Here is an 11,971-nt window from a genome sequence, read left to right on the forward strand (position 1 = left end):
AAATGGCGCGTTCCGCTCTCCTCAACGTCATGGTCCAGGCCGCGATGAAGGCCGGCCGCTCGCTGTCGCGCGACTTCGGCGAGGTGCAGAACCTGCAGGTCTCGATGAAGGGACCGGGCGACTATGTCAGCCAGGCCGACCGCAAGGCGGAAGAGATCGTCTTTGCCGAGCTTTCCAAGGCGCGGCCGGGCTACGCCTTCCTGATGGAGGAGCGCGGCGCCGTCGAAGGAGAGGATGCCCAGCACCGCTGGCTGGTCGATCCGCTCGACGGGACCACCAACTTCCTGCATGGCATCCCGATTTTCTCGGTATCGATCGCGCTCGAGCGCCAGGGCCAGGTCGTCGCCGGCGTGGTCTACAATCCGGCGATGGACGAGCTCTACACGGCCGAGCGCGGCGGCGGTGCCTTCATGAACGACCGTCGGCTGCGCGTCGCCGGCCGCTCCAAGCTGACCGACGCGGTGATCGGCTGCGGCATGCCGCATCTCGGCCGCGGCCAGCATGGCAATTTCCTGATCGAGCTGCGCAACGTGATGGCCGAAGTCTCCGGCGTTCGCCGCCTGGGCTCCGCCGCGCTCGATCTCGCCTATGTCGCGGCCGGCCGCATGGACGGCTTCTGGGAAACCGGCCTGTCGCCCTGGGACATCGCCGCCGGCACCCTTCTGGTGCGCGAAGCCGGCGGCTTCGTTTCCGACATGAGCGGCGGACAGGACATGCTTGACAATGGCGAGGTCGTCGCCGGCAACGAGCTCATCCAGCGCGCGCTGCTTAAGACCGTGAAGAAGCCGTTGGCGCCTCGCTGACTTCAACGTGCTAGCGCGTCGAAAGGACGCGCGCCTTTAGTCGCAAAACCGCAACCGAAGCTTGAAATATTGGTCCCCGAGCGCCCAGATTAGGCGTTGCAGGATCATTTGATGAGCGACGCGCGTCCAGATACCCAGCTTGATATCCCCTTCGTGGGGCGCTGGCACTATTCGCGCGCCGAGATGATCGCCGATGGCATCGTCCACGCCGTGGGCATCGTATTGGCGATCGCCGCCGGCTCGGCCTTCCTGGCGCTGGCTGCGTTCCACTCCGGTCCAGGCGAATATGTCGCCGCCGTCTTCTACGTGGTGTCGCTGCTCACCGTGCTGTCGGTGTCGCTGGCCTACAATCTGTGGCCGGTGTCTTGGCCGGCGAAATGGATCCTGCGGCGCTTCGATCATGCCGCGATCTATCTCTTGATCGCCGCCACCTACACGCCCTTCCTCGCCCAGCTCAACAACTCGCCGCTGGCGCTGCCCATGATCGTCGTCGTCTGGAGCGCCGCATTGGCCGGCATCGCCATCAAGATGTTCCTGCCGGGCCGCTACGACCGGCTGGCCATCGTCTTCTACCTCGCCATCGGCTGGAGCGGCGTCGTGCTCGCCGGACCGCTGGTCGAGACGCTGCCGACCACCTCGGTCGCGCTGCTTATCGCCGGCGGCATCGTCTATTCCTGCGGTGTCATCTTCTTCGCCTGGAAGGGCCTGCGCTTCCACAATGCGGTCTGGCACGGCTTCGTCGTCACCGGCGCCGGCCTGCACCTGGCCGCCATGGTCGACTGCCTGGTCGTCAACCGGTTCTGAACCTTGGCGTCTGCGATATTGCCAAGCGCCATTCAATTTGGTCACAATTCCGTTTAGAGTCGCGGCAATTCTGCGGCGGTGGCATCGGAAACGGGGCACGGATGGCTTTTCTCAGATCCTTCGGCAGGCGATCGGACGTCCTGATCTACGATCCGCACAAGCTGTCGAGCCCGCAGGTGTTCCTGCTCACCATGATGATCTTCCTGATCATCGTCGCTTTCATCGCCGCCATCCTCACCCGTCAGATCTCGACCGCCTTCTCCAGCAATCCCGGCCTCAACGGGTTGATCGTCGGCGTGCTGGCAGTCGGCATCCTGCTTGCCTTCACGCAGGTCGGGCGGCTGTTCCGCGAGGTGCGCTGGGTCAACTCCTTCCGCGCCGGCTCCGAAACCACCGAGCCGGTGCTGCTGGCGCCGATGAAGGCGATGATCGGCCGATCGTCCTCGATGGCCTTCTCGACCTCCTCGATGCGCACGATGCTCGATTCCATCGCCACCCGCCTCGACGAAAGCCGCGACACCTCGCGCTATCTGGTCGGCTTGCTTGTGTTCCTCGGCCTGCTCGGCACCTTCTGGGGCCTGCTCAACACCATCGCCTCGATCCGCGAGACGATCGAGGCCCTGGATCCGGGCACCGGCGACGCGGCGGCTGTGCTCGATGCGCTGAAGCAGGGCCTGTCGGCGCCGCTGGCCGGCATGGGCACCGCGTTTTCGTCCTCGCTGTTCGGCCTTTCGGGCTCGCTGGTGCTCGGCTTCCTCGACCTGCAGGCCGGCCGCGCCCAGACCCGCTTCTACACCGAGCTCGAAAACTGGCTGTCCTCGGTCACCGACCTATCGTCCGACATCGTCGTCTCCGACACGTCGAAAGCAACCGAATCCTCCGAGGACATCCGCCTGCTGTCGGAGCGGCTGCGCAGCCTGCAGGAAAATGGCGGCGGCTCCAATCCGCGCGTCGCCACCGCCATGGCCAATCTTGCCGACGGCATTTCGGGGCTGGTCAAGAACATGCGCTCCGAGCAGCAGATCATGCGCGACTGGGTCGAGGCCCAGTCCGATGAGCAGAAGGCCATGCGCAACACGCTGGAAAAGATCGCCGACGCGCTGAAGAAGCAAGGGGTCCACTGACGTGGCGCTGGCAAGACGGCGCGCCGACCGCCGCATCGACTATTGGCCGGGCTTCGTCGACGCGCTGTCGACGCTGCTGCTGGCGATCATGTTCCTGCTCACCGTCTTCGTGCTGGCGCAGTTCCTGCTCAGCCGCGAGATCTCCGGCAAGGACGCGGTGCTGAACCGCCTCAACTCGCAGATCAACGAGCTGACCCAGTTGCTGGCGCTGGAGCGCACGAACAGCCAGGACAAGGAGGATTCGCTCGCCAACCTGCAGGCGTCGCTGTCGGCGGCGCAGGCCGAGAAGAGCCGCCTCGAGCAGTTGCTGGCGCAGGGCGCCGGCGCCGGCGACGCTGCCAACAAGCGCGCCGACCAGCTGTCCGGCGAGCTCGGCAATCAGCGCCAGATCAGCCAGCAGGCGCTGAGCCAGGTCGAGATCCTCAACCAGCAGATCGCGGCGCTGCGCAAGCAGATCGGCGCGCTCGAGGACGCGCTCAACGTCTCCGAGCAGCGTGACCACGACTCCAACACCAAGATCGCCGATCTCGGCCGACGCCTGAACGTGGCGCTTGCGCAGCGCGTCCAGGAGCTCAACCGCTACCGCTCCGATTTCTTCGGCCGCCTGCGCGAAATCCTCGCCGACCGCGAGAACATCCGCATCGTCGGCGACCGCTTCGTCTTCCAGTCGGAGGTGCTGTTCCCGACCGGCTCCGACGAGATCAACGATGCCGGCAAGGTCGAGATGAAGAAGCTCGCCGACGCCATCATCGAGTTGCAGAAGGAAATCCCGCCGGAGATCAGCTGGGTGCTGCGCGTCGACGGCCACACCGACAACAAGCCGCTCTCCGGCACCGGCCGCTATCGCGACAATTGGGAACTGTCGACCGCGCGCGCGACCTCCGTCGTGAAGTTCCTGATCGAGAATGGCGTGCCCGCCAACCGGCTGGTCGCCGCCGGTTTCGGCGAGTTCCAGCCGCTCGACCCGGCCGACACCGACGAGGCGCGCGGCAAGAACCGTCGTATTGAGCTCAAGCTCACCGAACGGTGATTTAAAGCATGTCTCCCGAAAGTGGGAACCGGTTTCGGGACAAAGACATGCGTAGAATCAAAAGCCTAAAGCGCACGGAGCGCATCTGAAAGATCGCGACGCGCTTTAGGATCACGTGAAGTCACGGGAAGTTGTTCGTCGGCTCAATACTTATAGTGCAAGTGCCGGCGGCAAGAGCTGAAAACATTATCTTTTTTTAATTACACATCGCAAATCGACGCACCTAATTTGCTGCCAGGGCCGGGGACCGCCGGCGATGCCTCCCATCGCGACGCGACGGAACTGGACGGCCCCGGAATGTCGGAAGGCTGGCGGCGCGACCGCTTCCTTCCTTGGCAGGAGGATGCGCCGCCATGCGCGCTTCAACATCACTCAAGACCGTAACCCTGGCTGCTGCATTGATTGCAGCCCCGCTCGCCGGCGCGTACGCGGCTGGACATCACAGGGGCGGAGCTCTCGAGGCTCCCGATCCGACCGACATGACCGGACCGCGCGTGACCAGTCTGATCGAGCAAATCCAGGGCGTAAATCAGGGTATCGCCGACGCACGGGAAGCGAACAACATCTCGGCCGCGGAGGCGCGGCAACTGCATATGCGCGCAGCCCATATCAGCCAGGCCGCGGAACATGTTGCAGCCTCGGATCATGGCAGGATCCCGGCCGCGCAATATCATGACCTGCTGCGTCGCCTCGACAATGTCGACCAGAGGCTGATGAACGACACCGGCAGCGGCTTCATGATGGGTGACGGCTCGGACGGCGGAAACTATCCGAACGGCTAAGGTTTTTGCTGTTTCCAGAGCAATTCCAGGAAAAGTGTGACGCGGTTTTCCGTCAGGAATTGCGTCAAAACAAAGCGATAGGGCGGCTCACCGTTTCCGTGAAAGGGTGAGCCGCCCTGGGAAACGGCGACCACTTCTTTTGACGCAATTCCAGGAAAGCGGTTTTTCACATTTTCATGGAATGGCTCGAGAGGAAGGGACCACCTGGCGCCCGAGGGACCTGGCTCCGAGGGCGTCCTTTTCCGTCACCACCCCAGCCAGAGCGCGAGGATGGCAAGCACGGACGGCACCGTCTGGATATAGAGGATCTTGCGGCCGACGGTCGCCGCGCCGTAGAGGCCGGCAACAGTGACGCAAAGCAGGAAGAACATCTTCACCTGGAAGCCTGCGGCGCCGAGATAGAGGCCCCAGAACAGCCCGGCGGCGAGAAAGCCGTTATAGAGCCCCTGATTGGCCGCGAGCACCTTCGAAGCGCTGGCGAAGTCCGGCGTCAGCTTAAACACCTTGCGGCCGCGCGGCGTGTCCCACAGCACCATCTCCAGATAGACGATGTAGCAATGGATCAGCGCCACCAGTCCGACCAGGATGTTACCGATCATCGTCCCCTCCAGCGATTTGTTCCCGGCATTGATCACGCAGTCATGTCACATGGCAAGATGGCTGATCCCATCCCGACCGGGCAGGGTTGCCAAGCGCGGTGCCTTGGTATCTTTTCGCGCCAGCCAATTTGAAGCTGGGATCCATCATGTCCTTCCAAAAACTCGACGAACTCGGCCACAAGCTCGAAGCGCTGGAACATGCACTCGCCATCCTCGGCGCCGACGAGGCGACGCATATGGCCGTCGGCGGCGGCGAGAAGCGCGCCGAGGCGATGTCCTCGCTTGCCGGCATGCTGCATCGTCAGGCGACCGCGCCCGAGATCGGCGACTGGATCGCCGCCGCCGAAGCCGAGCCGCTCGGCGAAGAGCAGCGGGCGGCCGTGCGGGAGTTGCGCCGGCAATACACCAACCTCACCTGCCTGCCGGTCGAATTCGTCGAGCGCCAGACGGTGGCGCGCATGCGCTCCGAGCAGCTCTGGCGCGACCTGCGCGCCAAGAACGATTGGGCGGGCTTCCTGCCGGCGCTGGAAGGCGTCGTCGCCCTGGTGCGCGAGGAAGCCGCCTTGCGCGCCGACGCGCTCGGCCTCGCCCCCTATGACGCGCTGATGGAGCAGTATGATCCCGGCAACCGCGCCGCCGATATCACGCCGGTGTTTGCCGAGCTGAAGGCCTTCCTCAAGGATTTCCTGCCGCACGCGCTCGCCGTGCAGGATGCGCGGCTGGCGAAGCATCCCATGAAGCCGTTGTCGGGCAGCTATGCCGTCGACCGCCAGCGCGAGCTCGGCCTCGCCATGATGGCCGCTGTCGGCTTCGACCTCACCCGTGGCTCGCTGTCGGTGTCGCACCATCCCTTCTGCGGCGGCGTGCCGAGCGACGTGCGCATCACCACCCGCTACAAGACCTCCGATTTCCTGTCGGCGCTGATGGGCGTGCTGCACGAGACAGGCCACGCGCTCTACGAACAGAACCTGCCCAAAGCCTGGTCGCATTGGCCGCTCGGCAAGGCGCGCGGCATGGCCGTGCATGAGAGCCAGAGCCTGTTCGTCGAGAAGCAGATCGGCCGCAACCCGGCCTTCTGGCGCTGGGCGCTGCCGGTGGTCGAAAAACATCTCGGCGAAGCCTGGTCGCTCGACGACATCCTGCCGCATGTCCACCATGTCGAGCGCGGCCTGATCCGTGTCGATGCAGACGAGGTCACCTACCCGCTGCACGTCATCTTGCGCTACGAGCTCGAACAGGAACTGGTGTCCGGCAGGCTGGAGGTCGCCGACCTGCCGGAGGCCTGGGATGCCAAGATGCGCGACTATCTCGGGCTGTCGACCATCGACAACCCGGCCGACGGCCCGATGCAGGACGTGCATTGGCCGGGTGCCGCCTTCGGCTATTTCCCATCCTACACGCTGGGCGCCATGATGGCGGCGCAGCAATGGGCGGCCTTGACCAGGGAGCATCCGGCCGCCGACGCCGATCTTGCCAAGGGCGATTTCAGCGCCGTGAACGGATGGCGGCGCGACAGGATCTGGTCGCAAGGCTCGCGCTGGTCGACGCCGGAGCTGCTCGAGCGCGCCACCGGCGAGAAGCTCAACGCCGTTTACTTCACGCAGCACCTGCGCAAGCGCTACGGCAACTGACGCACCCGTCGACGTCTGTCGAGCCACAGGCGCAAAACATGCGCGGCCGGGCTTTACTTTGGCGGGAAAGACTCTGACAAAGAGCCTGGTTGCGTCAACGGGCTTGGATTGTTGGTGGGTAACAGTCTTCGCGGGGTCAGGTCTTTCCGCTGTCTCCTGCTCTTTTTGGTCTTGCTGGCAGGTCTGGTCTCGCCTGCGGGCGCCGATGAGATCGTGCGCAAGGGGCCGGAGGCGGACTGGATCAAGACGGTCGATATCCCGGCCGCCGATCCGGCGCGCGCCGACCGCATCAAGAACGGCATTTCATGGCTGCTGGCGGATGAGCAGATCGTCCATCGCGAGCACGGCTACGACGACTACTGGCGCTCGGCCTACAAAATAGTCGACCGCCCCGGCCTGGAACGGGGCGCCGGCATCGACCTGCAATTTGATCCCTCGCGCCACAGGGTCACGCTCAATCATCTGCGCGTCATCCGCGACGGCCAGGTGCTGGACCGGCTGGCCGACGTCAAGTTCGATATTTTCCGGCAGGAGAAGGACGCCGAGAAAGGCGTCTATGACGGCTGGCTGACCGCTCACGTCAACATCGACGACGTGCGCGTCGGCGATATCGTCGACTATGGCCAGACCTATGAGACCACGCCGCTCGTCGGCAAGGATCTGTTCTTCGACAGTTTCTCGACCGAGTGGGACGAGCCGGTCGGGCTGATCCGCACCAGCATCACCTGGCCGGCCGCGCAGCCGCTGGCGATCAAGCCGCGCGGCACCGACATCAAGCCCGTCGTCACCACGTCAGGATCGGACACGGTCTATCTCTGGGAGATCGCCAATCCGAAGCCGGTCAAGGTCGAGGACAACCTGCCGGCGGAATTTCCGGCATGGGGATCGATCGACATCTCCTCGACCGCCAGCTGGCAGGGCGTGGTCGACGCCGTCCAGCCCTATTACAAGCCGGCGACCGCCTTCCCCGCCGCTTTCGCCGCGAAGCTGGACGAGATCGCGGCCAAGCATCAGCAGCCCGAGGATCGCATGATCCAGGCGATGCGTCTCGTCCAGGACGAGATCCGCTATGTCAGCCTGTCGATGGGCTCAGGCTCCTACATTCCGCGCGATCCGGCCACCGTCATCCAGAGCGGCTTCGGCGATTGCAAGGACAAGGCCCTGCTTTTGGCTTCGGCGCTGCAGCGGCTGGGCGTCCCGGCGCAAGTGGCGTTGGCCGACCTCGACAAGGGACGGGCGCTGGACCAGCATCTGCCGGCAATCCACGCCTTCGACCATGCCATCGTCAAGGCGACGATCGGCGCGAAGACCTATTGGCTCGACGCCACCAACTACCTGCAGGGCGGCGATGCCAGCGACTTCTGGCAGCCGGACTACGGCTTTGCCTTGCCGCTGTTCGGCAACGGTCAGCTGGAGAAGATGCCCAGTCAGCAGCTGACCGGCCCGTCGATCAAGGTCGCGGAGGACTTTTCCTTTCCCGACAAGCCTGACGGCCACCTGACGCTGGCGGTGCTTTCGACCTATGCCGGCGCCGACGCGGACGACATGCGCAGCAGCCTGGCCAGCCGCTCGCTGAGCGACCTGTCGGACTCCTATCTGAAATATTACAGCAAGCGTTATCCCGGCATTGAGAGCGCGGCCAAGCTGGAGATCTTCGACAATCGCGACGGCAACATCATCAATGTTCGCGAGAGCTACCAGTTGCCGGCACAGGCGTTGGCCGCCAACGACCTCGCCAAGAACTTTCCGATCAAGGCGGCCGATCTCGGCACCGACCTGCCGACGCCGACCATGGTGGATCGCGTCGGCCCGATCGCGCTGGGGCGGCCGATCTATCGCAGCCACGCCATCACGGTGAGCAATCTGAAGGCAAGGTTTTCCGGCGAGGAGATAAAGAACGTCGTGACGCCCTATGTGTCGCTGAAATCATCGTGGAACAACACGCCGACCACCTTCGAGGTGAAGTGGGACTTCCGGACCCTGGCAACGCAGGTTCCAGCCAAGGCGATCGGGGACTATTTGAAGTCGGTCAAGGATCTCGGAGACAACACCGACTGGTCTTTCAACTTTGCCTATCGGGACGCGCCCGAAGACCCGGCGCCTGTCGCTGCTCCGGAGGACCGATCCAAACAGCAGGTCATTGGCGGCTTGCTGCTGGTCTCGATTTTTGTCGGCATACCGCTTTTCATGGCCTTGCGGCGCTGGTAGCCGCGCGGCGCGATGGATGCCTACCCAGAATGCGTGGCCCGAGCGCTTTTACTCCGCCGCGCCCTTGAAAGCGCCGGCGCCCGTCTCGAACTGCAGCTTGGCGAGCCGCGCATAAATGCCGCCCTTGGCGACCAGGCTCTGGTGCGTGCCTTCCTCGACGATGCGCCCGCCTTCCATGACCAGGATGCGGTCGGCCTTGAGCACGGTCGCCAGCCTATGTGCGATGACGATGGTGGTGCGGCCGCGCATCAGCCGCTCCAGCGCCCTTTGCACCAGCGTCTCGCTTTCGGCGTCGAGCGCCGAGGTCGCTTCGTCGAGCAAGAGGATCGGCGCGTCGCGCAGGATGGCGCGGGCGATCGCGATGCGCTGGCGCTGGCCGCCGGACAGCGTCACGCCGCGCTCGCCGACCTGGCTGTCATAGCCTCTGTCGAGCCTGGCGATGAATTCGTCCGCAAGGGCTGCCTTGGCCGCGGCCTCGATCTCGGCCTCGCTGGCGCCCTGCCGACCGAAGCCGATATTGTCGCGCACGCTGGCGGCGAAGATGGTGACGTCCTGCGGCACGATGGCGATGCGCTGGCGGATGGCGGCGGGATCGGCCTCGCGCACGTCGACGCCATCAATGACGATGCGTCCGGTCTCTGGATCGTAGAAGCGCAGGATCAGCGAGAAGACGGTGCTCTTGCCGGCGCCCGAAGGCCCGACGATCGCCACCGTCTCGCCGGGCTTCACCTGGAAGCTCAGGCCATGCACGGCGGCCCGGTCCGGCCGCGCCGGATAGGAGAAGGAGACATCGTCGAAGCTGATCGCGCCCTTGGCCGTGGCCGGCAGGGGAAGCGGATCGACCGGCGGCTGGATCGCCGGCGTCTCGGCCAGGATCTCCGTCAGCCGCTCGGCGGCGCCCGCCGCCTGCGACAGCTCGCTCCACACTTCCGACAGCGCGCCGAGCGCGCCGGCTGCAAACACCGAATAGAGCAGGAACTGGCTGAGCGTGCCCGGCGACAGCGTGCCGGCAAGCACGTCGCGCGAGCCGAACCACAGCACCGCCACCACCGAGGAAAAGATCATGAAGATGGCGAAGAAGGTGAGGAAGGAGCGCGCGAACACCGAGGCCCGCGCCGCCTCGAAGGCGGCATCGACGGCGCTGGCGAAGCGGCCGGTGACCAGCTTCTCGTTGGTGAAGGCTTGCAGCGTGCGCACCGCGCCGATCTGCTCGCTGGCATAGGCGGTGGCTTCGGCGAGCGTATCCTGCGCCTGCCGGGACTTGCGCCGCACCGAGCGGCCGAAGGCGACCAGCGGCAGCACGATCAGCGGAATGGCGGCGATCACCAGGGCGGAAAGTTTTGGGCTGGTAACGACCATCATCGCCACCGCGCCGAGGCCGAGGATGACATTGCGCAGCGCCACCGAAGCGGTGGCGCCGACCGCCGACTTCACCTGCGTGGTGTCGGCGGCAAGCCGCGACACGATCTCGCCCGAATGTGAGCGATCGAAAAACGCCGGCGACAGCGTCGTGACGTGGGAGAAAACGTCGCGGCGGATGTCGGCCACGACCCGTTCGCCAAGCGTGATGACGAAATAGTAGCGGCTGGCCGACGCGGCCGCGAGCAGCGCCGCCATCAAAACCAGCGCCGCGAAATATTCCGCGATGAAGGTCGAGCCCGAGGCCTGGAAACCATGGTCGATCATGCGCCGCACGGCCATCGGCAGGGCGAGCGTGGTCACCGCCGCGACGATCAGCGAGATGATGGCGCCGACCACAAGCTTGCGGTAGCGGGTGATGTAGGGGAAAAGGCTGCGGAGCGGCCGGACCGAGCGCCTGCGCTCGTCTCCACTGACACCGATATCCGCCATGAGCGTTTCCTCTGGCCGCTTGCCGGTACTGCGCTTCAATATGCGCCGCGGCGGCCTTGTGATTCAATTCCGGCTGATGTATAGGCTCGCCGACCGTTTTAGAAGCCGTGGCTTTTCATTAGCTGCGGCTTCGAGTTTTAAAAAGGGGCGCATCGACGCAGGCCTTTAGGCCCGTCACCAGCGCCGGCAGCCAGGAAACACGACAATGAAGGCCGATATCCATCCCGACTACCACACCATCAAGGTCGTCATGACCGATGGCACCGAATACCTGACCCGTTCGACCTGGGGCAAGGAAGGCGACACGATGAACCTCGACATCGACCCGACCACGCACCCGGCCTGGACCGGCGGCCAGCAGACCCTGCTCGACCGCGGCGGCCGCCTGTCGAAGTTCAAGAAGCGTTTCGAGGGTTTCGGCCTCTAAGCCTACCTCCGCTTTGTCGCAGATCAAAAACCCGCCTTCGAGGCGGGTTTTTTGTTGGCCACTGTTATTCAGCCGCCAGTGTTGCGTCCCCGGGGCCGGCTCCTGAAGCCGGCACGTCGTCGCCTTCTTTTAAACCCGCGGACTGCCGTGAATTGATCAGGCGGGGATCAGTCCGTGGCGGAGCATGATCTCGCCTGCCTTGGCGAGGTCCGGTTTGCCCGGCACGTTCACCACTTCGGCAATTTCCTCGAAGTAGCGGCGCCCAATCGTGCCTGGCGTCATGCTCGCCAGGACCTTTGCCGTGTCGTCATGCAGGTTTTCGTGATGATGCACTGCCCCACGGGGAATGAATATGGCATCGCCGGCGCGAATCTCACGCGTTTGCCCGTCAACGATGACGGTGAGCGTGCCCTCGAGGCCATAGAGGAATTCATCGGCATCCCGGTGATGATGCGCAGCGGGGACACGCGCCCGCGACGGCACCGTGAATTCAAACACGGTGGCGCCAACCTCGCTGACGAGAAAGCGCAGTTCGAGTTGCCCGATCCGTACGATGTCGTTTTGTAGCGCTTCCATTGAACGTCTCCCCAATGTAAAGTAGCTTTACATCTTCCGTAAAGTGACTTTACAAAAATGTCAATCCTCCCGCCTCCGGATTCCATGCCTGGCCCGCCGTTCTTCGGAGCGCTGCTGCGCGTTGTCTGGCAGCATG

12 protein-coding genes are annotated in these 11,971 nt (G+C 64.4%); 9 read left to right on the forward strand and 3 right to left on the reverse strand.

Translation table 11 applies throughout. The features are described 5' to 3' along the window. Window positions 1-2: 2 nt before the first annotated feature. The 5 genes from KVT37_RS12650 to KVT37_RS12670 all read left to right on the forward strand — a co-directional run bounded on the left by KVT37_RS12650 (window position 3) and on the right by KVT37_RS12670 (window position 4,543). Window positions 3-803: an inositol monophosphatase family protein gene (locus KVT37_RS12650; RefSeq protein ID WP_217573242.1), complete on the forward strand. Its 801-nt coding sequence runs from the start codon at window positions 3-5 to the stop codon at window positions 801-803. Between the two features lie 111 nt (window positions 804-914). Further along, window positions 915-1,607, forward strand: a complete 693-nt coding sequence (locus tag KVT37_RS12655; protein WP_217573244.1) for a hemolysin III family protein — start codon at window positions 915-917, stop codon at window positions 1,605-1,607. 101 nt (window positions 1,608-1,708) lie between these two features. Continuing rightward, a complete protein-coding gene (locus KVT37_RS12660; RefSeq protein ID WP_217573246.1) occupies window positions 1,709-2,731 on the forward strand; it encodes a MotA/TolQ/ExbB proton channel family protein in 1,023 nt (340 codons plus the stop codon). 1 nt (window position 2,732) lies between these two features. Then, window positions 2,733-3,761 (forward strand): peptidoglycan -binding protein, encoded by a 1,029-nt coding sequence (locus tag KVT37_RS12665; RefSeq protein WP_217573248.1) that lies wholly within the window; start codon window positions 2,733-2,735, stop codon window positions 3,759-3,761. Window positions 3,762-4,114: 353 nt separating this feature from the next. Continuing rightward, on the forward strand, window positions 4,115-4,543 hold the full coding sequence (locus KVT37_RS12670; protein WP_217573251.1) for a hypothetical protein: 429 nt from the start codon (window positions 4,115-4,117) through the stop codon (window positions 4,541-4,543). Between the two features lie 245 nt (window positions 4,544-4,788). Here the strand turns inward: KVT37_RS12670 and KVT37_RS12675 are convergent, their stop codons facing one another. After that, window positions 4,789-5,142 carry a DUF1304 domain-containing protein gene (locus KVT37_RS12675; RefSeq protein ID WP_217573253.1) on the reverse strand — a complete coding sequence of 118 codons (354 nt, stop codon included), beginning with the start codon at window positions 5,140-5,142 and terminating at the stop codon, window positions 4,789-4,791. Window positions 5,143-5,288: 146 nt separating this feature from the next. Between KVT37_RS12675 and KVT37_RS12680 the strand changes: the two genes are divergently transcribed. Both KVT37_RS12680 and KVT37_RS12685 read left to right on the forward strand, forming a co-directional pair. Then, entirely contained in the window at window positions 5,289-6,773 is a 1,485-nt protein-coding gene (locus tag KVT37_RS12680; RefSeq protein ID WP_217573255.1) for a carboxypeptidase M32, read from the forward strand. 213 nt (window positions 6,774-6,986) lie between these two features. Beyond that, complete coding sequence (locus KVT37_RS12685; protein ID WP_217573257.1) at window positions 6,987-8,981, forward strand: DUF3857 domain-containing transglutaminase family protein; 1,995 nt, start codon at window positions 6,987-6,989, stop codon at window positions 8,979-8,981. A gap of 48 nt (window positions 8,982-9,029) precedes the next feature. Here the strand turns inward: KVT37_RS12685 and KVT37_RS12690 are convergent, their stop codons facing one another. After that, window positions 9,030-10,832 carry an ABC transporter transmembrane domain-containing protein gene (locus KVT37_RS12690; protein WP_217573259.1) on the reverse strand — a complete coding sequence of 601 codons (1,803 nt, stop codon included), beginning with the start codon at window positions 10,830-10,832 and terminating at the stop codon, window positions 9,030-9,032. Here KVT37_RS12690 and KVT37_RS12695 point away from each other — a divergent pair. Both KVT37_RS12695 and rpmE read left to right on the forward strand, forming a co-directional pair. After that, window positions 10,831-11,001, forward strand: a complete 171-nt coding sequence (locus tag KVT37_RS12695) for a hypothetical protein (RefSeq protein ID WP_217573261.1) — start codon at window positions 10,831-10,833, stop codon at window positions 10,999-11,001. The two genes, KVT37_RS12690 and KVT37_RS12695, sit on opposite strands and share 2 nt — an antisense overlap. A gap of 36 nt (window positions 11,002-11,037) precedes the next feature. Next, the gene (rpmE, locus tag KVT37_RS12700; protein WP_040974396.1) at window positions 11,038-11,259 is read left to right on the forward strand and encodes a 50S ribosomal protein L31; all 222 of its coding nucleotides are present in this window, start codon (window positions 11,038-11,040) and stop codon (window positions 11,257-11,259) included. 156 nt (window positions 11,260-11,415) lie between these two features. Here the strand turns inward: rpmE and KVT37_RS12705 are convergent, their stop codons facing one another. Further along, window positions 11,416-11,835 (reverse strand): cupin domain-containing protein, encoded by a 420-nt coding sequence (locus KVT37_RS12705; RefSeq protein WP_217573263.1) that lies wholly within the window; start codon window positions 11,833-11,835, stop codon window positions 11,416-11,418. Window positions 11,836-11,971: the final 136 nt, after the last annotated feature.

Source organism: Mesorhizobium sp. GbtcB19, assembly GCF_019091085.1.
In the GTDB taxonomy this organism is placed as follows: domain Bacteria; phylum Pseudomonadota; class Alphaproteobacteria; order Rhizobiales; family Rhizobiaceae; genus Mesorhizobium.